The following is a 20937-nucleotide window of genomic DNA, read 5'->3' as shown; positions in this document are numbered from 1 at the left end:
CCAAGGACACCCCATGGCCTGGCAACGACAGGGCACGGTTTCGTGCACGCAAAATTCGCCGACAGTCACCGGCGCCGGCACCGCCTTCGTCAGCAATTCCCGAGTGGGCGATGCCTTTCTCGGCCCAGACGGCCGCTGGTACGAAGTGACCAACATTGCGAGCGACGGCGTACTGGCCATTCAGCCGGTGTACCAGGGCACGACTGTTGCGGCCGGCACCTACGCCATCGTTCCGATACAGGGCTACAACAAGGCTTCGGCCGACGCGCTGCGGCTGGCGACCAAGGAGTTCACGGAAGGGACCTCCAGCGCCAGCGAGAATGCAGCGAAGGCAGAGCAATCCGCCGCTGCGGCCCTAGAGTCGCAGGGGGCGGCGGCTGGGGCTGCTGACACGGCTACCGAGAAGGCCCAGGTCGCAACTTCGGCCGCCAGCACGGCGACCCAGCAGGCCCAGGCAGCGGCCGGCGATCGCCAGGCGGCTGACAGCGCTGCAACCAATGCAGGTAAGTCTGCGAGCGATGCCAAGGGATACCGAGATCAGGCGGCGCAGTCGGCGGCCTCCATTGATACCTCCAAGCTGGTGAACAAGGCCGGGGATACCATCGCCGGCCCTCTCAACTGGGCGCCAAGGGTCGACGTGGCGGATTCCGCAACGCCGGCCATCGGCGCGGCGGCGTCCAACTCGGTCAACCTCATCGGCACCACCACGGTCACGGGCTTCGATGCTCTCGCCAGCGGCGTCAGACTGGTGCGGTTCAATGCTTCTCGGACGCTGAGGCACGAAGCAGGCAAGCTGGACCTAGTGGGGGGCGCTGACCTCATGACCGCTGCCGGGGATACCGCGCTCTTTGAAGCCCGCGGCAGCAATGGTTGGCGCATGGCCTTCTACCAGCGCAAGGACGGTAAAGCCCTCAAGGGGTCTAGCGATGGGAACGCACAGATTCTCAAGGCCACCTCCACCGCTGTGGGTCAGACTACGTTCAATTTCCCGACCGGATACACGGTGGGCTCGCCTATTTGGTATCAGGGCACTTTGCTCGATAGCCAGGACTATACGGCGACCGATGGCAACAACGTGGTCCTACAGGTCGGGGCAAAGTCTGTCGGCGAGATCATGACCCTGTTCAATGTGGCCGGCACGCTGGTAAGCGACCCAACCAAACTGCCGCTGTCGGGTGGTCAGATGCAGGGTGCGCTGGACTTCCAGGCTCCCATCACCATCGCTGACTCGGCCACCCCTGCTATTGGTGCGTCTGGCTCAAACAACGTGGTTCTGGCGGGCACCACCACAATCACCGCTTTCGATGTTACAGCCGCCGGCGCTATCCGTTGGGTGAAGTTCTCCGGCTCGCGCCTTCTCAATCATGACGCGACGAAGCTGGCGCTGCTGGGTGGGGTGAACATCCAAACCAATGCTGGGGACATGGCAGTGTTTCGCTCCTTGGGCGGCGGCAATTGGGAAATGCTGGACTACACCGCCAGCCTTCCACCAGGGTCCATTTTCAGCAAGGAGTGGACAAGCGCCAATCAAGCCATATCCAGCAATGGCCGCATCACCCTTGCGCATGGGATGAACGTGGTGCCGAAGATGTCCTCGCTGGAGCTCATCTGTCTGGTCGCCAACGCTGAATACTCGGTGGGGGACGTAATCCCGCTCCCGAATGCTCAGGGCACCAGCGCCAACTTCGGCTATCAGCTCAAATGGAGCACGGCCAACGTCGTGATCATGTACGCCGCCGCCAATCTCTTGGTGCTCGTGAATAGCGGCACCTGGACCACACTCAATACGGCGCAATGGGCTGTCCGCGTCCGGGCCTGGGCATAAGGAAAAATCATGACTACCGCGCGAACTAACGCAAATGCAGGACAGGACGTAGCCTCGCTGTCTACGAGGGTGTCTTCTCTGGAGTCCAGCGTTAACGCTGGACTACCTAAACTCCATGCCCAACACCGTGTGAACTCTACCGTGGCGGGCGGAGATCTGACAGCTGGCGCTTGGCGCACCCGGACTATCAACGTGCTCGTGACCAACGATATATCGGGGGCTAGCCTGGCGAACAACCAGATCACGCTGCCTGCTGGGACTTACGAGATACTCGGGTTCGTTCCGGCCTACTACGTTAACCAGTTCAAGGCAATTCTTACCCGTGTTTCTGATCAACTTACTCTTATCACTGGGAGTAGCGAATACAACGCCAATGGCAACGCTCAGACCACTTCCACTCTAAGGGGGCGCTTCGTATTGACAGCCACCTCTGCGCTGGAAGTTCGCATGTATGTCAATACCACGCGAGCGGGCAACGGTGGGGGTGTAGCGTCTGGGCTTGGAGTTGACGAAATTTACACTGACGTTTTAATCACGCAACTGAGGTAACGACATGGCGAGCGCTGCTATTGCCTTGGACGGGCTTGTTCCTGGCGCCGTCTACTACGGCACTTTAGACGCAGATGATGAAGAGGCTTATGACGCCTTGGACTGGCAGGACCCACGCCCTAAGCCCACGTGGGAGGAAGTGCGTGCATGGACAGAGCCTGTGAAGGTGCCCGAGTCCGTCACGATGATGCAGGCCCGCATGGCCATGCTGAACGCTGGCATCCTCGACCAGGTGCAGGCCGCCATCGGCGCAATGTCCGGTACCGAAGGCCAGGCCGCGCAGATCCAGTGGCAGTTCGCGCAGGAGGTTCGCCGCGATTGGCCGCTGGTGCTGCACCTGCAATCGACCGTTGGCCTCACCGATCAGCAAGTCGACGATCTATTCATCGCCGCCGCCGGCATTCAGTGAGGTGGCCATGCTGATACCGATTGGCAAGTTCGCCGCCGGAGCGGCCACGCGCCAGCTCAGTCGCTGGGAATTCCAGCTGCTGGAGCCGCTGATGTTCAATGATCCACAGCTCGGGCAGCAGGTTGTGCCTGCGGGCTTCACCAGCGATCTGGCATCGGTGCGCATCCTCCGAGAGGTCTGCCGCTGGGCTGGCCTGACCGCGCTCTTCGCCGGCATAGCGCTGACGTTCTGGTCATGGCTGGCACCGCTGCTGTGGCTGATTTCCGTGGGCGCCCTGGCGCTGTATGGCCTAGTGGTCGGTTATGGCATGCGCGCGGCCATCCTGCACGACTGGCTCTACAGCCAGGGCCAGCTGCCGCGCCGGCAGTGCGATGCGCTGTTCTACCGAGCGCTCACCCGAGGCGACGGCACCGCCGACTGGCGGGCGGTGATTTTCTGGCTGGGCGTGCGCCTGGGCGGAGCGCCGCACTACGGCGCTGTCTGACCTGCACCAACTGCACTTTTCCGCTGCACCTGCACCCGCCTTGAGCGGGTTTCTTTTTGCCTGGAGAAAACCATGGGCACCACCACTCGCGGCATCCGCAACAACAACCCCGGCAACATCGACTTCAACACCCGCAACCAATGGCAAGGCCAACTAGGGTTGGAGGAAGGGGTTCCTAAGCCTCGCTTTGCCCGGTTCGACAGCCCCGAGAACGGCATCCGCGCCCTGGGCAAGCTGTTGCTTGCCTATCGCGGTAAGGACGGTGAGCCCGGCGTGGGCGGGCCAGGCATCGACACGGTGCAGGAAACCATCCACCGCTGGGCACCACCTGGGGAGAACGACACGGGCGCCTATGTTGCGGCAATTGCCCAGCGCTTGGGCGTGACCGGCCAGGCAGCGATCGATGTGCGCCAGCCCGCAACGCTGCGCACCCTGGTCGAGGGCATCATCATTCATGAGAACGGGTACAACCCATACCCGGATTCGGTCCTCGCCGAGGGTGTGCGGCGGGCGCTGGCATGAACCCGGCCCAGCTGAAGCTGCTGGCCGCCGCAGCGGTGGCGCTGTTCTTTATCGCTCTGGGTTTGGGCGGTTCTGCCGGTTACTGGCTGACCGCGCGGCATTACCGGCCGGTGGTAGCCGAGGCGCAGAAACAGGCCAATCAGGCCGGCGAGGCCCTGGCCGGCTGCAAGATCACTGCAGGCTCGCTGGAAGGGCAGGTGGGCGAACAGAACCTCACCATCCAGAGCCTTGTAGCAGAGGCACAGAACCGTGAGGCCAGTGCCAAGGCAGCCGGCGCCCGGGCGCGCCAGGACGCCGAAGTCGACTACCAGGCAGCAAACCGCATTCAGCGCGAGCGCACCGGTGGCGATCCTGCTGCAACGGCGGCCGCCGTCATCGATCAGGAGCTCGGGCTATGAAGTGGCCGATCACGGCGCTCGCCGTGTTGCTGGTTGGCTGCGCGGGCCAGCAGGCTCCGGCGCCCGAACCGCGCGTCGTGCGCGTCGAGGTGCCCGTGCAAGTGCCATGTCGCGCGCCGGCCGTGCCGGCACCGGCCTGGGCAGCGGCCGGCCTGCAAAAGGGTGACAGCCTGGAAGTGAAGGTGCGGGCGCTGCTGGCCGAACGCCGGCAGCGGATCGGCTACGAGAAGGAACTGCAGGCCGCCGTCGGCGCCTGCCAATGAACATGGCTAAGAGCCGGGGGTTGGAATGGCAACAGCGCAGGTAACGAAGAGCTACATCGGGCGCGCAACGCTTGTGGTGAAGGCGAATGGTGGAAGCGTGACGGTCGAAAAAATGGTGGAGGGTGGCTGGGTGGTGGTTGACACCTTCGCAGCCGATGGCGCGTGGCAGATGGATTTCGGCCAGAGCACTACGCGGATCACGCCGTATGCCGGTGCGGCTTTCGAGGTGCTGCAGTGAGCCTTGTAGTGGGCGCGAAGCCCACGCGCCGTCGTATCCGCCGTGGCCTTGGCCTGCTGGGCGACAGCTTCAGCGGCAACTGTCACACCATTGCGGCCACTGCCTTCGGTACCGAAAACTACGGTTACGCCGGCGCGCTGGCGGCCAAGACTGGCCTGTTCCCGGCTTGGCAGGACAATCAAGGCAAGGTAGGCGACAACACAGGCCAGTTCATGGTCCGGCTACCAAACTGCCTTGCTTCCGCTACAGCCGATCTCTGGATGTTGCTGTCGCGCACCAATGACAGCACCACTGCGGGCATGACCCTGGCCGACTCCAAGGCCAATGTGATGAAGATCGTGCAGTCATTCATGCTGACGCCAGGCAAATACCTGATCGTTGGCACCGGCACGCCCCGCTTCGGCAGCAAAGCACTGACTGGCGCTGCTCTGGCTGACGCGATCGCCTACAAAGACTGGGTGCTGAGCTATGTGAGCCAGTACGTGCCGGTGGTGAACATCTGGGACGGCTTCACCGAGGACATGACGGTAGAGGGGCTGCACCCCAACATACTGGGCGCCGACTTCATCTCTGGTCGACTGGCCCCGATTGTAACGGCCAATTTCGAATTCTTCGGGGTGCCACTTCCTACCGATGCCGCCGACCTCTACTCGGCCATTCGGCCGTTCGGGTGCCTGAACGCCAATCCGCTTATGGCCGGTACCGGTGGCAGCATTGCGGCTAGCGTCAACCCGGTAGCCGGTTCAGTGCTCGCTGACGGCTACAAGGCCACAGGCTCTGGCCTAACCGGTGTCAGCACGCGCTGGTACAAGGAGCAGACAGCCGCGGGCGAAAACCAGTGCGTTGAGTTGGGCGGCACCATGGCGGCGGCCGGTGGGTATCTTTACGTCCAGCAGGCGGCCAACCTGACGCTGGGCAACCTGGCCGCCGGCGATGTGATTGAGATGGTTTCGGCGCCGGAGATCGTCGGCAACAGCCGCGGTATTCTGGGCTGGGAGGCCGAGCTGATTATCATCAAGCCGGTCAGCGGCACGTCGACCAGCATCTACTACCGGTCTATGGACAAATACCAAGAGCCGTTCACCATGCCCGCGAACTGGAAGGGCGCCCTGGAAACCCAGCGCTATACCTACGACGGCACCGAAACTGTCATCACCAGCCGCATGGGGCTGTACCTGGCAACGGGCATCGCTCTGGATTCTCAGGTCAAGGTCGGGCAGTACGGGGTGAGGAAGGTATAGCTCCAAGCCGGAACGGCGCACCGTCCAGTGTGTGGGAGCTGCTAACCGATATTCCTACCGCCCAAAGATGCGCCTGAGCCGCTGGAAATGCCCTTGGCTGAGTCGATGAATGTCTGTACATTTCGTGTTTCGTTATCGCGTCCTCAGCGTAACGTCTAATCGAATGGACTCAAAAATGCCTACTCCAAGTATTTCCGATATTGAAAACGCGTTTATTCCTGCAAAGGAAATCAGTGATTCGGCTAAATTTGCCGGGCGAGAATCTGCGATAGAGGACGTGTTCTACGCGTTGCTTGCTGAAGGTTCTAATATAGCTATTGTCGGTAATCGCGGGATCGGTAAGACATCGTTGGCCCGTCAGGTGGTTGCTATCGGAAGTGGGGATAATTCCATACTTGAAAAGGTAGGCGTTAAACATGATCAAAAGTTGGATTTTTTAACTATATACTTTGCGTGTGGAAATAGTATAAAAAGCACCGATCAACTGCTTGAGACTTTGCTCACTTCTGCGAGCTGTCTAGGTCGTTGGATTTATGACATCCCTCAGGCCTCGAAAGTAATGGAATCCTACTCTCCTAAGTTTAGTGCTAAAATCCTGGGGGTCGGTGGTGAGTTAGGTGGAGTCAAGGCAAACGAAAATACTAGCTCTCCGGCCCTCACTAACCATAGCGTTGACGTCGTTTTTTCGAATGTGGTCGGGGCCATTGTAGAGGCCGGTGTGGCCAAGAATGGTATCCTGATTCTGATCGATGAATTCGATCAGATTGCAAATCCAGATGGATTCGCCTCCTTTATAAAAGCCCTTGCAACTAACTGTCCGCAGGTCAAGTTCTGTATAGTTGGTGTTGCCAAAGACATTCAATCCCTAATGAGAGAGCACGAATCGACAGATAGGTTGTTTGCAGGCAGTATAGTTAGTCTGGATCCAATGAACGAAAAAGAACTGCAGGAAATTATTGATAATGCAGAGGCTTCAATTCAAAATCACATTGCGTTCGATTTCGGAGCTCGCAAGCGTATAATTGGTTTGGCTCAAGGTCATCCCTATATGGTGCATTTGATCGGTAAATTCGCTTTAAGAGAGAGCTATAAAGCCCAGAGATATCTGATTTCCCTCGAAGATATTAATGCTACACTTGCGGGTATTGCTGAAAAAAAAGTAGATCCTGTTCTTGAAGGCAAATATCGGCGTGCTGTTGGCTCGTCGTCCCAGCGAGAAACAGTACTCAAAGCAATGGCCGGGGCTAGAGACGAAGCAAACGAAATTTTCACCACAAATGCGTACAAAGCAGCGCTAGACATGGGGGTAGACAATGCTAGCCAATACGTGGGTCAGTTGGTGACTGACGAGTATGGTGCTGAAATAGAAAAAATTCGTGAGCGATTTTACCGATTTAAGGATTCGTTGTTCCATTCCTACATCATGGCTAGACCAAGAATGTACAGGCCTGGTGACGCCTAATAGCTGTTTGAGCCGACGCTGTACGGCAACGGGTAAAACAGACATAAAAACGCTTTAATAACGGCGGGCGAACTTCTGGCGCCCGCTAGGCTATAAATATCGCGTTTGACCGTCAGGTCACGGTTGCGCAGTACGGCGTACGGAAGTTTTTATATGCCCTCGAAGCAACGCGGTCAGCTCAAGCCATGGCAGTTCAACAACTTCTCTGGCCGCCTCACATCCCTCCCGGTGCTCGAAAGGGCGCCGCGCCTCTGCGGCTCGTTGCGTTGCTTCACAGCACCGGCAGACGACCGATCCCTCGCTGATATCCCAGCATTCCCGCCAGCTTTTCAATCCAACTATCATCATTCCTGCCCGCTGCGCCCAAACATGAAGGGTAGGGCAGCGATGCACGATTGGGGTGAAAATCACTTTTCATATCCGTGCCCGTCCCGGGTAGCGGAGTTCCTCATCGATCCGCTGCTCCAGAAAGAACCCGTATGCCGCGTCGGCGAGCTCGCGCAGATCGAAGGCTTCCAAGGCATCTATTTCGCCCGCTGCCTGCATACCTGCGGTCATGCCGTGCAGCCGCAGGCGCCAGGCCTCGAGGTCCGGGCAATTTCGCGGGTTCTCAAGCAGCGCATGCCATGCTGCCTGTCGCTCCGACCGTTCTCCACTCATGGCGGTGCAACACCTTCCCACACAAATCCGGCCCCGGCGCAGAGGGTGCAATCATCAATGCGCAGCGGGTTTGCCTCACAGGCAGGGCACTGGTAGAACGGCGCCAGGCCCACCAGTAGCGCCAGGTCATCTACCTTTTCGCCTTGCTCGCCGACCTCGGCCCAGTAGTCCAGCAGCGCCAGCGCGGCCGCGTAGCTATCGGCGTCGGACAGTCGCGGGCGCAGGTAGGGGCTTTGATCTCCTACAGGGTTCGGCCGCAGTTCAAGCACTTCATCGGCCCTGATCCAGCGCAGACACTCAATGCGCTCGGGTACAGCCTTGGCGATCGAAAGCAGTATCCAGGCTCCTTCGTCATCGACTCTCACCACCCCATCGTACGAGCCAAGTACCATGCGGGGATTCATCGTGAGCATGTTGCTGCCAATGTGGCCGGCGGGTTCGGCTTGGCCGGGGCGGAACAGTTGGTATCGTCCTGCGGGCGAGTAGGGGCAGCGGCGCATGTAAGTGGAAGGCATGGGATCAGCTCGAAAAGTACTGTATGTACGAACAGTATTTTATTTAGCAAGCGAGAGTCGAGCGATGGGAGATGGACGGCCTAGCGCTGTTGAGGTCCAGGTGAGGCCGTGGGACATTCCTGGGACACCAGATGTCCCAAACAGACATGAATGGATATACAGCACTATAGGCTTTTGGCCAGGAAGCGCGGGGCTTTCAGAGTTTTTACCCAGTAATTGCTGGGGCAGTAATCGGATTGCAAATCCGTCTACGCCGGTTCGATTCCGACCTCGGCCTCCACCCCATAGAACCCCGCAGGCTAGCGCTTGCGGGGTTTTTCTTTGGGCGCTGATAAAGCAGCGCTTCGGGCGGACTTCCGAAACTATTTCACTTCGAAGGCGTGGCGACAGCCCCGACCCGACGATAAACGCGCTTGGTGATCTCCTCCTTCGAGTGGCCCAGCAGCAAGCTTGAGTTCGCGATATCGGTAATTTCGAAGCGTCCCATGGCCTGGCTAGCCGTGGGCGCCGGGGTCGTATTGCGTGCAGGGAGATTCCCTGTACGTCGCAAGACCTCGTTTGCTGGCACCACAGGCTGTAGAGGAGGAAGGGGTTAGGCGCCTGGAAGTCGCTGCGGCGCATGATCATGCGACCCTCATGCTGGCTGATTGTCGGCGTGGTTTTGAAGGGTAGGAAGATGCAAGCGCGGCGCACATGCTTGCCGATGCAGGTTATGCCGATGCTGGGGTGGATGGCCATGGCGGCCTGCCGCGCTTGTGCATTACGGTAGTAATGTGATTGATTGAGACCGCCATCTCTGCGCAGACCTACAATTTTCATGGAGTTGATATGTTCCCGGTCAGTGTGTGGTTCGCCTACTCCGCTGCATGCGTGCTGCTGGTGCTAGCACCCGGCCCCGATAACTTATTGGCTATTGGCCGTGGCCTGAGCCAAGGCAAACTGGCTGCTGTCATGTCAGGCACAGCATCTGGTGCAGGTATTCTGTTTCACGTTGCGGCTGCTTCTCTCGGGCTGACGCTGCTGATGCAAACCTCCGAGGTAGCGTTTTGGGTCATAAAATTAATCGGCGCCGGCTACTTGTTATGGCTGGGTATCAAGGTGTTGCGTTCGCGCAGCCTGATCAGCTTCAAAAGAGCAACCCGGCAGTCAATGCGAAGCATCTTTATAACGGGGTTCCTATCGGCGGCGCTGAATCCTAAGCCTGGCTTTTTTGTACTGGCTTTCATTCCGCAGTTCGTTGACCCGGAGCGTGGGTCGGTGACCATGCAAATGGTGGTGTATGGGGTATGGTTCGCGCTGCTGACCGCAGTAGGGTTCGCATTGATGGGTACGTTCGCCGGCGCGCTGTCGAATTTCTTGCGTTCTCGGCCGCGGCTAGTCAATGGTTTGAACGTGGGTGCCGGGCTGACCTTCGTTGGGTCGGGCGTCTCTATCGCGACGCTCAGCCATAAGTAATTCCGGCCACGCAGGCGAGGTCGAACGTCGCGCCGTCCATCCTTGTAGCGAAGTTGTAGCAGTCACGTTGCCGCTGGATGATCGGATCATCACTGTCAAATGGCCTGTTCGAGACCAGAAGGCCGCGGCGAAATTTATCTGCAGCCTTGCGTAATGACGTGCATCGCCCCTTTTGGCCCACCACCGGGGCTTGCGTGCCGGCACCCATCCGGCTTGGGCTCACAGGGTTGTCGTGCTGGGCGCCGCAAAGCCCTACTCGCATCAATGGATGCCAGCGTGGATTACTTACGTGACATGGGCACTGGCTTACCTTCTACCCCCATAGCCGCTCTGCTTGCGGCACACCGCCATAGCCATAAGCCGCAGCGCGCACGTCTATGATGTGGACGTTCGAGTGAGGGTGCATATTGCCAATGCTTTCAGACAGCAGATCATACGACTCGCGCTGATAGCGCTTTTTTTGCGCCAATGTGGTCGTCTCGTCGGTGACTGTAACTTCCAGTCGAAAGCTGTTCAGCCCCAGGCTTTCAAGCGATTCGCTGTCGATGTACCACAAACCAGGGTCAACGAACTGAACGATCACCATGGTTTGAGAGGGTTGTTTGTCTAAAACACGTGCAGTGAGTTGAGTCAGCTCATTACTGAGTCGGGACGCCAGGGCAGGATTTGGCGCGCCAGATAGGGTCAGCGTGATACCAGGCATTGAATTACTCCTCGGAGGTGGTGTGCCTGCAATTTAGCCTTTGTACATCATCCTAAAAAGCGGGAAAATCAACGCTCATCTTCCTGTTTAGCCGGAACCTGCATGTACCACTTCGACCTTGCCCAGCTGCATGTCTATTTGGCGGTCTGCGAGGCAGGCAGTATCTCCGCAGCCGCCCCGGCCTTGTGCCGATCAACCTCCGCCATTAGCGAGCAGGTGCGCAAACTGGAGGATGCCGTCGGCGTCGAGTTGCTTGTACGGGGCAAGCAGGGCGTGCGCCCCACTCCTGCGGGTGAACGACTCTTGCACCATGCAAGGCAGATCCTCACCTTGGGCGAGCGGGCGCTGTCCGATGTTCGAGGCGAACAATTCGAAGGTGAGATCGGCCTTGCGATAACCGATTACTTCCGCCCCGACGACATTGCTGGGCTACTGAAGAAACTACGTGAATGGCATCCACGGCTTCGACTTCACGTGGCGATGAAAAAGAGTCTGGAAATCGATCAGGCCGGTGACTATCTGGACATAGGCTTGGCCATGCGTTTCAACGAGCGCGTAGCCACCTCCAATACCTATGAGGTGAGGCGGGAGCCCTTGCAATGGGTCGCCGCGGCTGGCTGGACGCCAGAGCTCGGCCAGCCACTACCCCTGCTTGCCATCAGCGGGTGTGGGTTGTCGGAATACAGCCGCCAGGTGTTGGAACGCAACCAGGTAGGATATGAGATCGTTTATTCGACTTCAGGGGTAGCGGGGTTGCAGTCTGCATTAAGGGCTGGGCTTGGCATTGCGTGCCTTAACGCCAGTGCAATACCCCATGGCGTGGCGCCCTATAAGGCTGGCCTGCCAGAATTGGCGCAAGCCACCTTTTCGCTACTGCCTCCCCGTAAGGGGGAGTCGGCGTTAGTGGAGAATGTGCGGCGATTGTTGCTGGGTTATCTCGCATAGGGCTAGAGACAAAACAGTCCTCGTTTTCCGCAGATCGAATGCCTACCAGTGGAGTTGCTGACGCAGTTCAACGGTGAAATTGGAAAGGCTGGTCGAAGGTTTGGCCAATGTCACGCCCTTGTGGCTGCCGTCCGATTTTGGCTCGTCAAGGTGGTGTCACCGAACCCTTATGGGGGGCAAACTTGGCAGGCAGGCGCTCCCGATGCTGCTGGCCATCGCTCTGACGCTGGTCCCCCAGCCGGTTGGCGTGCTTTAGGCGGCGCTGAATGCAGCTGCAGAGTTTACCAGCGAGACGCCCCATCAGTGGAGGTTAGGGTCATTTTAGGTGTCTTATTCTGGTGCCCAAGGCCCAAGCGGAGGGGGCTCAGCCAAGGCTTCGAACCTTGATTTTGAGCCCGTTGCGTCGGCGTTGCACATTCTTCCTGGTCATCTATTCTGGATCCCATCACCCGATAGGAGAATGCCGATGTTCCATAACGCCATGCGGCAGGAACTGATGACGCTCAAGGCCAAAGTCAGTGCACTCGAGCAAGTGCTAGATGGCCTGGATGACATCAGAATGGTTGTGAACGTCGACCCTTCGGGAAACGTTCTTCAGGTCAATGAGCGGTTTCTTGTGAGTATGGGTTATGAGCGAGAGGCGCTGATAGGGCATCACCTGCGTGAATTTGTACCGGACCATGTCGGGCAGGATTTCCATAAGCCAATTCGGGAAGCGTTAGCGGCTGGCAAACGCTTCGAGGGTATGGTGCGGTTGAAAACCAAAGCGGGGTATGAAGCATGGCTGGACACCGTTTCCATTCCTGTGCGTGATCACGAGGGCAAGTTGGAAGGCTTCATTCAATACTTCCAAGACGTTACCAAGCACGTCGAACGGGCCTCCGAGCAAGACAGCTTCATTCAGGCATTATTGCGTTCGAGTGCAGTTATCGAGTTTTCCCTGGATGGGAAAGTGCTGACGGCAAACGATAGGTTCCTTTCGGCCATGGGCTATCGGCTGGAGGACATCCGCGGTAAGCACCACAAAATGTTCTGTACCGCAGAAGAGGCTGGCTCCCCGGCATACCATGCTTTCTGGGAAAGGCTGCGAAAGGGGGAGTTTGTCGCGGGCCGGTTCAACCGCATAGACAGCGGTCGTAGGTCGGTCTGGTTGGAAGCCTCGTATAATCCTGTTATCGACTCTTACGGAAAGTTGGCAAAGGTGGTGAAATTCGCGACTGTCATCACCGAGCAAGTCGAGCGCGAGCAGGCGATCTCCGAGGCCGCCAACATTGCCTACAGCACCTCCATCCAAACCGATCAGACCGCCCAGCAGGGCGCTCGGGTTGTTCAGCGAACAGTCGGGGTGATGGACGGCATAGCCAACAGAATGCACGAAGCGACCACCGGGATCGCCGCATTGGACCAGCAGAGCCAAGTGATAAGCACCATCATCAAAACCATTACCGGCATCGCTGAACAAACCAATCTACTGGCGCTAAATGCCGCTATCGAAGCCGCTCGGGCAGGCGAGCAGGGCCGAGGCTTTGCGGTGGTCGCCGATGAGGTTCGGCAACTGGCCTCGAGGACGACGCAGGCGACCGCAGAGATCGCCGGCGTCGTACAGGAAAACCAGACGTTGGCATCCAAGGCTGTTCAGGTGGTCGAAAGCGGTAGAAGCCAGGCAGAAGAAGGCCTTGAGCTGGCGCGAGAGGCCGGCAGCGTCATCATGGACATTCAGGATGGAGCGCAGAAAGTGCTCAAGGCAGTGGAGAATTTCGCTACGGAACTGCACAAGGCCTGAGGCCGCTCCAGGGCGCTGTGTTATCGCCCTAGGGCACGGCCCCATTTTTCTCCTCGGTAAACAGGCTCGTCAAACGTTGAATCTTTTCACCAGTTGATTAAGGTTCACGGCCAGTTTGGACATTTCACCGCAGGCGCTGGCGGTCTGCGCAGCCCCGGCCGCGCTTTGGGTCGCCAGCTCCCGGATACTGACCAGGTTTTGATCGACCTCCCTGGCTACCTGAGATTGTTCTTCGGAAGCCGTGGCGATCAACAGGTTACGTTCGTTGATCTGCACGATCGCCGTCGAGATCTGATCCAGTGAGCTGCTGGCCTCTCGAGCCACACCCAGCGATTCAGTGGCCAGGTCTTTGCTAAGGCTCATGGCCTTCACTGCCATCTCCGAATCAGCCTGGATAGCAGCAATCATTTGCTCGATCTCCTGAGTCGACAGCTGTGTGCGATGGGCCAGCGCCCTGACCTCATCGGCTACCACCGCGAATCCTCGACCTTGTTCCCCGGCGCGGGCTGCCTCAATGGCGGCGTTCAGCGCAAGTAGGTTGGTCTGCTCTGCAATCGCCCTGATGACTTCCACGACCTTGGTAATGCTTTGGGCCCGGTTCGATAGGCCTTGAATCTGTTCGCTGGTGTTCTCGACGTTGCCATTGAGTTTTTGAATAGATTGCAGGGTCTGCGCCACGCGGGCCAACCCTTCGTCTGTATAGCCCTGGGTCAGGCTCGACTCTTTGGAAGCCAGTTCAGCGTTGCGTGCTACTTCATCCACAGCAGCGCTCATCTGCGTTACGGCAGTCGCCGCCTGATTGACCTCGTCGTTCTGAGCGACAAGGCCGCGGCTGGATTCTTCAGTCACCACCGTCATTTCTTCGGAGGCAGAGGCGAGCTGGGTAGAAGAGTCGGAAATCTCCATGATCGTGGCGCGCAGGTTGGCCTGCATTTGTGCCAGCGCCCTGAGCAGCCTTCCCGCTTCATCTGTACCGCTTGCCACCACCTCTTTCGAAAGGTCGCTGGCTGCAATGCGCTCAGCGACAGAGAGCGCATCTTTGATGGGGAATGTGATGCTTCGGGTGAGCAACAAGGCCAATACGACGGTCAGGACCACAACGGCGCTGATCAGCGCGACCACCATCCATATGCCATTGTCGTAGACATCCGTTGCCTTCTGCCCAGCTTGAATCGCGCCATGATTGTTGTAATCGGTCAGGGCATTGACTTGTCGCTCCATGGCGTCCGTCAGTGGGCGGATGCTGCCATTCACCAGCGTCTTCGCGGCCGCGACGTCTCCTGTTTTCATCAGCGGCAGGAGGGTATCGATTTGCTGGGAGTATCCTTCAGCGCTCTTTCTCACGGTGATGTAAAGCGCGCGTTCTTCTTCACTGCTGATGAGCGGTTCGTAACCCGCTACCGCTTCAAGGAACGCTTTACGATAGCCGGCGAATTTATCGAGGTTTTTTTCGATAGAGGCAGGGTCTGCTAAGCCTCGTTGGGTTTCCAGCCTCAAGCGAAGTGCCAGGGCGTTCATCGACGCGGTTTGCCGAATACTCGCCATCCAGTTTTGCTCGACGTCCTTTTCTGAATCCCTGAGCTTGCCCATCTGGAGCACGGCGGATGTACCTAGAATGAATACCAGCGCGATGATGAGGGCAAAAAAGAGAGCGGCTCGTGGAGCTAGATTGATATTTCTCAGGCGCATGCTGTGTGTCCGCAGGGAATTGAGGTGAGCAGTCTGTAGCGGATATCGGCCTTGTTCGGAGAATCTTCAGCCCCCAAGCTACCGCTGGCGTCAAGTGGTCTTGGAAACCCTGTTACCACCTGCAATCAGGGGTTACTTTTGTTTCAGAGTAACGCTATGCTTCACTGATACTGGATGCACATACAGTAATTGGAGTGTGAAATGGTGGTACAAAAGGACAAGCATCAGGTGCTGGGTGCAGTGGATCGCCTGGGGCTCAGAATCTCCACGATGTTGACGGCGCCCCAGGCGCAGCTCGACCGGCGGCTGACGGTGCACCGCCTCGACACGGACGAGGGCCAGGCTTGGGTCGCCATTCGAGAGCTGATTGCGCAATCCGAAGGTGTGGCTGTGACGGTCCATGATGAGGACTCATTCACGATCAGTTGGGAGGCGATATCGGACCATGACTGGCGGCCCGAGCACATGGATGAAATGCAGTTGATCGATGAGCCGCCGTTCTAGCGAGCGCCGTCAGACCTTTCTGGCATTCCATACCAACAGTACCTTGGCATGAAAGGCGACGTCATCGATGCGAGCGGTCTGATTCTCGTAGTGGGGGTTGTCGGAAATGAGCCGGTAATGATCCTCGTCCAGGCGCATGATGCGCTTTATGTACAGCTCCTGATGCCAGGTGACCACGTAGATCCCTTCGCCGACGAAGTCGTTGACGCCACGATCGACCACCACCAGGTCTTGGTCATTGATGGTGCCCTCCATGCTCTGCCCCCATCCGGTGATCATCGCCAGGGCGGTGGCCGCGGTATAACTCACACCCTTTTCCCGCAGCGTCTGTTCGCGCACCACGATGTTGCGTACCGCTTCGTTGTAATCAGCAGGTACCTGGCCATGCCCCATGGCACCGCGAATGTCGTACTGCGGGATCAGGATCTCTTCATTGCGCGGGCGCAGGCTCGAGAGGTTCGCAGGCAGCACCGCGGCGCCATCGCCCTCTGCGGTTTCACGGGCAGCGGCAGCGATGCGCTCACGCGCCGCTGACGAAAAGCCTTTGACCTTCGTCAAGGCGTGCATGAGTTGCTCAGCGGCCGACGAACCCTCAGCTGCCTCCAACGCAGGGGAGGGGTTGACCAACGTGCCGGGCGCCAAGCCGATCTTCTGCTCCAATGTGGCAGCAGCTTTTTCGCCCAGGTTGCGATGGCCTGTCAGCAGCTGTGACAGGTACGACGCATCCAGCCCATGCCGATTGGCAAAATCTTTTTGCGAAGCACCCGCCATCAAGGCTTTGAGCGCTTCGACTCGCAGTTTGGTCATGTCCATCCAGCAATCATCGCCCTGGATTAGCAATCAGTAAATTACAAATTGCTATTGTGCCGATATTTAGCATTTGCTAATCTGAAATTCGACCAACCGTTAAAGGGCAGGGCAATGATGTATTCCAGCGTACTGGCCACCGTTGTGGGCGCACTGACCGCCGAGACGGTCGACAACACCAGCAAACAGGCCTGGCAAAGGCTATACACCCCCGATCACGACCAGGGAGGCGACCTGTGCCTATTGGGTGGCACCCGCCCAGGTGTGGCGAGGGTTGAGACCAACTGCTGGTTGCATGCCCGTTTGTATAGCCAGTTGAGCTCAGTGCATTGGCAGGCATTGGTGGCACGCTACAGTACGCACAGGGCTAAGAAAGTACACGCCATCGGCAAGCTGGTTGCTTTGGTCCCGTCACCAGCGCCCAGCCTGTTTCGTTACAAAGCTGTGACCGCCTGGGCCATACCCCAGCTCAAAGGGGCTCAGGGGCGGCGCTCCACCGACATGATCGTGCTACCTACCGATTTTTACGACATTAGCACCTGGGATCAGGCCCCTCGGCCAGAGTCCACTCGCCGAGAGTGGCGCAGGAAGATCCACGCGGCGCTCGACCGCCTGGTAGACGATGCGCTGGACGCCGCCAGGCCAATCCTTCAGGCAGAAGGGGTGCTGTTTGCTCATATCGCATAGGCGGGCCTCGGCTATGGAACCGCTGCGAAATGGCAGCGTAAAGGCGAAGGCAGCGGGCGTTTGGCCCGGTAGCTTGGCCTTGCCGGGATCACGTCTGGCTGTCTTTGGCCTTCATGAATATGCCCTGGGCCATTACGTCACCATAAAAAAAGAGGCTAGGCCGCGCCTTGCCCATCTTCTGAACACGGTTCCAGCGCACTTTCTGAAGGCCGTGGGCGCTGGCTATTTCGCGTACTTGCTCGACCCGGCTATCCCGAACCAGGTCTTGCGGCTGTTCACCTATGGCAAAGAGCATCGCGCAGATCCAGGCGTCAAGCTCGGACATAGTGGTCTTCTCCACCACAATGACCTTCTTGACTCCGTGCAGAACGTAGTGAACCTCGAAATACTGAGTAAGCCTGGCGGGAAGGGGCACTTGCGATCCTCTGCTACCTGATCACAGTTTATCGGGCTTACCTGCTCCGTACTTGAACGCCGGCTGTCGCGGTAGGGCCATATCAGGCCGCCCGTCGGAGGACCGAAGGAACCTTCCTTGCCGTAGGTGGACTACTAAAGCGGACCCCGAAGCTAGGTTGTTTACCCCATGGATCAACCCACTAATGCGCCAAGCACCTTGCCACGCGCGCTGGTTGTTGAAGACGAAGACATCGTTCGCGAGCTGGTGGCGCTGGTTCTTGAGGACCTGGGCGTGGAAACGGTCATTACCAAAAGCGCCGACGAAGGCTTGGCCGAATTCGAAAAAGATCCCGGTGCTTGGGATCTGGTGGTCACCGATGTCATGACCCCGGGCAGGCGCAATGGCCACGACTTGGCCTGGGCGGTGGCGCAGGCGCGGCCTGAGCTCAAAATCATCGTGCTTAGCGGCTATCCACGCAACCCCGCCAAACGCTACCCAGACACCGCGACCTACCTGGTCAAACCCTGGTCGATACCGCAGCTGCAACGCCTCGTCAATACAGCGGTCCGGCGCAGTAGCGGTGATCGCTCGGTGTTCCCTGAAGGGGCCGGCAGGTTTGAGTAGTACACTTGCGTCCCGGAGCGTTTGATGCGCGACGAGATTGCCTATTTACTTCTGGAGCTTCAACGACATGAATGTCCGCTTTAAAACCCAGTGGTTGCTTGCCTTGGCGTTGCCGGTGGTGCTCAGCGCGTGCGGCGATAAAGAGCCCGAACAGCGCACAGCCTTCATCCACTTCCTGCAAACCCGCATTATCGACAAGCCAGGCGTGCACGTACCCAAACCCAGCCCTGATGAGTCCCAGGCCTTCGGCCCCTACGTGACGGATTACGCGATCATCACCGATTTCAATACCGCGATGGACCAGAGCGTAAAACCGCTCGGTACCCTGCTGCAAAAAGGAGCCGTACGTTCGCTCGGCGATGTCGTCGCCCGCCGCGACGACCTAAAGGCTGTGCAGGCCGGGGTTAACGACATGGCGTCTCAGATCAAGACCCAACGGGCCACTGCTGACAGCGCGCACGCTAAGGTCAAGCAACCCGATGATCTCAAGGTGATCTATGACAAAGCTTATGAGCGCACCGTCACCTTGCCGGCCGACACCTTTCTGGAGGTGCTGCCGCAGATCAACGGGACGCTTACCAGTAGCCTGAAAGTGGCTGACTACGTCCAAGCCCACAAAGCACAGATCGATACGCAGGGCCCTCAGCCGAAAGTCCAGGACCCAGCAGTTCTCAAGGAGCTCAACACGCTGTTGCAAGAGCTGGCCGCCCAGGCTCAGGGGGCGCAACAGGCTCAGGCGAAGGTGCAGGCGGTGATGTTGGGCCGCTGAGTCGTTCGACGGTGACGCGACCTCGCCCACTTGGCGAGGTCTCACCGCTCGGCCACCGCACTTCCCCGTGTGGGTTCGCGCAGTCGCCGGAGGTTGCAAAAACCACCGATCAGGCGCTGAAGTTTCCCAAAACCGCGCCGATATGCGGTATTAGGCAAACTCGCAGCCCTACCGGAGAACACCCATGGCACTGCGCAATATGAATGTCGGCCCACGCGCCACGCTTTTCTTTGCAGTGATCCTGGTGATCGTCGCCCTGTTAGGGGCGATGGCGGTGGGGCAACTGTCGAATTTACGCGCCGCTGAACAGGACGTGGAAACGAACTGGATGGCGGGGGTTCGGTGGTCTGGTTCGATGAACTCAACAGCGTTAAGGCTGCGGCTGGAAAGCCTGCGGGCGAGCACGGCAAGTGACAAGGCATTGCGCGATGATACGCTGCAGAACCTGCCAGGTTACCGCAAGGAATTTCTCGATGCGGTCGCGCATTACGGTGCACTGATCAACGATGAGCAGGAACGCAGTTATTATCAGGCGATCGTTACCACCGCTGAGGCTTACACCAAGCAGCTTGATCAGCTTGAGAATATGTTGCGCACGGGCGCCCTCGAGCAAGCCGCTGTGTTCATCAATGGCACCGTACGACCGCTCACTAATCAGCTGCAGGCTCAAATCCTCGCGTTGCGCGACTTCAACGATGAGGGTGCCAACCAGGCGGGAATCAGCGCACAAGCGACCTACATGAGCAGCCTGTGGATGATTGGAGGGCTGATCGCTGCGACACTGCTCGTAACCGCCGTCCTGGCGGCACTTTTGATCCGCAGCATCACGGCGCCTATCAGTGCAGCGCTGAGTATCGCTCAGCGCATCGCCAAGAAGGACCTCACTGAAACCATCGTGGTAGAGGGCAAGGACGAAGCTTCACGCATGCTGGTGGCGCTGGGGCAGATGCAGGGTAATTTGCGGCAGACGGTAAGCCACCTTTCCGACAGCTCGGCGCAACTGGCCTCTGCTTCGGAGGAGATGTCGGCCGTCACCGACGAAGCCAGCCGTGGCATGGTGCGGCAGAACGACGAGGTCAACCAGGCCGCTACGGCGGTGACCGAAATGAGCGCTGCCGTAGACGAAGTGGCGCGCAATGCTGCGGGCGCCGCCGAGGCCTCGCGGGAAACCGAAGGCCTCGCGCGGATGGGCATCGACAATGTTGCGCAAACGCTGGTCGCGATCGAGAAGCTCTCGGCCAATGTGGGCAGCACCGCCACCCAGGTCCAGACCTTGTCCACCCGCACCCAGGACATTACCAAGGTGGTCGAGGTGATCCGCGCGATCGCTGAGCAAACCAACCTGTTGGCTCTTAATGCTGCGATCGAAGCGGCAAGGGCAGGGGAGCAGGGCCGGGGTTTTGCGGTGGTAGCCGACGAGGTGCGTGCACTGGCGCACCGCACCCAGCAGTCGACTCAGGAAATCGAACAGATGATCGGTGCGATTCAGAATGATTCGGTGCACGCTGCCCGAGCCATGCAGGACAGCCGGCAGATGGCCGATGATTCCAATGCCGTGGCACAGAAGGCCAACAGTTCGCTGGAGCAAATCGCTCAGGCTATTACGGTGATCAACGAACGCAACCTGCTGATCGCCACCGCGTCCGAAGAACAGGCGCAGGTCGCCCGGGAGATCGATCGGAACCTGACCAGCATTCGCGATTTGTCTACCCAGAGTGCGGCCGGTGCCAGCCAGACAGCAACGGCGAGCGCTGAAGTGTCTCGCCTCGCGGTAGGCTTGAGCCGGGTGGTGGGTGAGTTCACGGTCTGAGCCAGCCAGGTTCATAGGCATCCGGTGCCCGAAGCCGAACGTGAATCCATGTTCGGCCCCTGCTGGCTTCGGTCTGCACAGCCCGCATTTGACACTCCCGCTTTGTTCCATGCATCTTCTAACCCGCAGGGCAGCACTGGCCGGCGCGATAACGCCCAGCTCAACACCTGGCGCTTGCAGAGCGTGAGCGCGGCAGCT

Annotated in this window: 23 protein-coding genes and 3 pseudogenes; 19 read left to right on the top strand and 7 right to left on the bottom strand. The window is 58.7% G+C overall.

Annotated elements, in window-relative coordinates:
* Positions 1-13: 13 nt before the first annotated feature.
* The 9 genes from F474_RS02485 (at position 14) to F474_RS02440 (ending at position 7391) form a co-directional block, all read left to right on the top strand.
* Entirely contained in the window at positions 14-1825 is a 1812-nt protein-coding gene (locus F474_RS02485) for a hypothetical protein (RefSeq protein ID WP_097084109.1), read from the top strand.
* Between the two features lie 553 nt (positions 1826-2378).
* Positions 2379-2783 carry a hypothetical protein gene (locus F474_RS02475; protein WP_097084111.1) on the top strand — a complete coding sequence of 135 codons (405 nt, stop codon included), beginning with the start codon at positions 2379-2381 and terminating at the stop codon, positions 2781-2783.
* 7 nt (positions 2784-2790) lie between these two features.
* On the top strand, positions 2791-3267 hold the full coding sequence (locus F474_RS02470; RefSeq protein WP_097084112.1) for a DUF1353 domain-containing protein: 477 nt from the start codon (positions 2791-2793) through the stop codon (positions 3265-3267).
* A 72-nt stretch (positions 3268-3339) separates the two neighbouring features.
* Entirely contained in the window at positions 3340-3789 is a 450-nt protein-coding gene (locus F474_RS02465; protein ID WP_097084113.1) for a structural protein P5, read from the top strand.
* Complete coding sequence (locus tag F474_RS02460; protein ID WP_097084114.1) at positions 3786-4187, top strand: hypothetical protein; 402 nt, start codon at positions 3786-3788, stop codon at positions 4185-4187. The genes F474_RS02465 and F474_RS02460 overlap by 4 nt, the downstream gene beginning before the upstream one ends.
* Positions 4184-4450: a hypothetical protein gene (locus F474_RS02455; protein WP_097084115.1), complete on the top strand. Its 267-nt coding sequence runs from the start codon at positions 4184-4186 to the stop codon at positions 4448-4450. The genes F474_RS02460 and F474_RS02455 overlap by 4 nt, the downstream gene beginning before the upstream one ends.
* Positions 4451-4475: 25 nt before the next feature.
* Positions 4476-4688, top strand: coding sequence for a hypothetical protein (locus tag F474_RS02450; RefSeq protein ID WP_097084116.1), 213 nt, complete (start codon positions 4476-4478; stop codon positions 4686-4688).
* Positions 4685-5929: an SGNH/GDSL hydrolase family protein gene (locus F474_RS02445; protein WP_097084117.1), complete on the top strand. Its 1245-nt coding sequence runs from the start codon at positions 4685-4687 to the stop codon at positions 5927-5929. Before F474_RS02450 ends, F474_RS02445 begins: the two co-directional genes overlap by 4 nt.
* Before the next feature lie 109 nt (positions 5930-6038).
* Positions 6039-7391 carry an ATP-binding protein gene (locus F474_RS02440; RefSeq protein ID WP_125483360.1) on the top strand — a complete coding sequence of 451 codons (1353 nt, stop codon included), beginning with the start codon at positions 6039-6041 and terminating at the stop codon, positions 7389-7391.
* 414 nt (positions 7392-7805) lie between these two features.
* On the opposite strand, the gene F474_RS02435 is transcribed toward F474_RS02440, so the two are convergent.
* From F474_RS02435 to F474_RS22875, 3 genes and pseudogenes are all read right to left on the bottom strand, one after another.
* On the bottom strand, positions 7806-8051 hold the full coding sequence (locus F474_RS02435; RefSeq protein WP_097084119.1) for a hypothetical protein: 246 nt from the start codon (positions 8049-8051) through the stop codon (positions 7806-7808).
* On the bottom strand, positions 8048-8566 hold the full coding sequence (locus F474_RS02430; protein WP_133246611.1) for a hypothetical protein: 519 nt from the start codon (positions 8564-8566) through the stop codon (positions 8048-8050). Before F474_RS02430 ends, F474_RS02435 begins: the two co-directional genes overlap by 4 nt.
* A gap of 367 nt (positions 8567-8933) precedes the next feature.
* Positions 8934-9041, bottom strand: a pseudogene (locus F474_RS22875) (integrase); the annotation flags it as partial.
* Between the two features lie 353 nt (positions 9042-9394).
* On the opposite strand from F474_RS22875, the gene F474_RS02420 reads away from it, so the two are divergent.
* On the top strand, positions 9395-10021 hold the full coding sequence (locus tag F474_RS02420) for a LysE family translocator (RefSeq protein ID WP_097084121.1): 627 nt from the start codon (positions 9395-9397) through the stop codon (positions 10019-10021).
* 313 nt (positions 10022-10334) lie between these two features.
* Here F474_RS02420 and F474_RS02415 read toward each other — a convergent pair whose 3' ends face one another.
* Positions 10335-10724, bottom strand: coding sequence for a tautomerase family protein (locus F474_RS02415; protein WP_097084122.1), 390 nt, complete (start codon positions 10722-10724; stop codon positions 10335-10337).
* 102 nt (positions 10725-10826) lie between these two features.
* Here F474_RS02415 and F474_RS02410 point away from each other — a divergent pair, with 102 nt between their 5' ends.
* The 3 genes and pseudogenes from F474_RS02410 to F474_RS23145 all read left to right on the top strand — a co-directional run bounded on the left by F474_RS02410 (position 10827) and on the right by F474_RS23145 (position 13452).
* Positions 10827-11669 (top strand): LysR family transcriptional regulator, encoded by an 843-nt coding sequence (locus F474_RS02410; RefSeq protein ID WP_097084123.1) that lies wholly within the window; start codon positions 10827-10829, stop codon positions 11667-11669.
* Positions 11670-12129: 460 nt separating this feature from the next.
* Positions 12130-12909, top strand: a pseudogene (locus F474_RS23150) (PAS domain-containing protein); the annotation flags it as partial.
* A gap of 108 nt (positions 12910-13017) precedes the next feature.
* Complete coding sequence (locus F474_RS23145) at positions 13018-13452, top strand: methyl-accepting chemotaxis protein (protein WP_371919423.1); 435 nt, start codon at positions 13018-13020, stop codon at positions 13450-13452.
* Between the two features lie 69 nt (positions 13453-13521).
* Here the strand turns inward: F474_RS23145 and F474_RS02400 are convergent, their stop codons facing one another.
* Positions 13522-15141, bottom strand: coding sequence for a methyl-accepting chemotaxis protein (locus F474_RS02400; protein WP_097084125.1), 1620 nt, complete (start codon positions 15139-15141; stop codon positions 13522-13524).
* A 201-nt stretch (positions 15142-15342) separates the two neighbouring features.
* Here F474_RS02400 and F474_RS02395 point away from each other — a divergent pair, with 201 nt between their 5' ends.
* Complete coding sequence (locus F474_RS02395) at positions 15343-15645, top strand: DUF1654 domain-containing protein (protein WP_097084126.1); 303 nt, start codon at positions 15343-15345, stop codon at positions 15643-15645.
* Between the two features lie 9 nt (positions 15646-15654).
* Here the strand turns inward: F474_RS02395 and F474_RS02390 are convergent, their stop codons facing one another.
* Positions 15655-16452 (bottom strand): helix-turn-helix transcriptional regulator, encoded by a 798-nt coding sequence (locus tag F474_RS02390; RefSeq protein WP_371916113.1) that lies wholly within the window; start codon positions 16450-16452, stop codon positions 15655-15657.
* A gap of 114 nt (positions 16453-16566) precedes the next feature.
* On the opposite strand from F474_RS02390, the gene F474_RS02385 reads away from it, so the two are divergent.
* Positions 16567-17139, top strand: a complete 573-nt coding sequence (locus F474_RS02385; RefSeq protein WP_097084128.1) for a hypothetical protein — start codon at positions 16567-16569, stop codon at positions 17137-17139.
* Between the two features lie 88 nt (positions 17140-17227).
* Here the strand turns inward: F474_RS02385 and F474_RS02380 are convergent, their stop codons facing one another.
* A complete protein-coding gene (locus tag F474_RS02380) occupies positions 17228-17554 on the bottom strand; it encodes a DUF6555 family protein (RefSeq protein WP_097084129.1) in 327 nt (108 codons plus the stop codon).
* A 168-nt stretch (positions 17555-17722) separates the two neighbouring features.
* Between F474_RS02380 and F474_RS02375 the strand changes: the two genes are divergently transcribed.
* From F474_RS02375 to F474_RS23135, 4 genes and pseudogenes are all read left to right on the top strand, one after another.
* A complete protein-coding gene (locus tag F474_RS02375) occupies positions 17723-18160 on the top strand; it encodes a response regulator (protein WP_097084130.1) in 438 nt (145 codons plus the stop codon).
* Positions 18161-18227: 67 nt separating this feature from the next.
* Entirely contained in the window at positions 18228-18929 is a 702-nt protein-coding gene (locus F474_RS02370) for a DUF3053 domain-containing protein (protein ID WP_097084131.1), read from the top strand.
* 184 nt (positions 18930-19113) lie between these two features.
* Positions 19114-19884 (top strand): annotated as a pseudogene (locus tag F474_RS23140) (MCP four helix bundle domain-containing protein); the annotation flags it as partial.
* Positions 19876-20739: a methyl-accepting chemotaxis protein gene (locus F474_RS23135; protein ID WP_371919422.1), complete on the top strand. Its 864-nt coding sequence runs from the start codon at positions 19876-19878 to the stop codon at positions 20737-20739. The pseudogene F474_RS23140 and the gene F474_RS23135, both read left to right, overlap by 9 nt.
* Positions 20740-20937 lie beyond the last annotated feature (198 nt).

The organism is Pseudomonas sp. URIL14HWK12:I12, from assembly GCF_003097135.1.
Classification (GTDB): domain Bacteria; phylum Pseudomonadota; class Gammaproteobacteria; order Pseudomonadales; family Pseudomonadaceae; genus Aquipseudomonas.
This window is presented reverse-complemented; position numbering and strand designations above follow the sequence as displayed.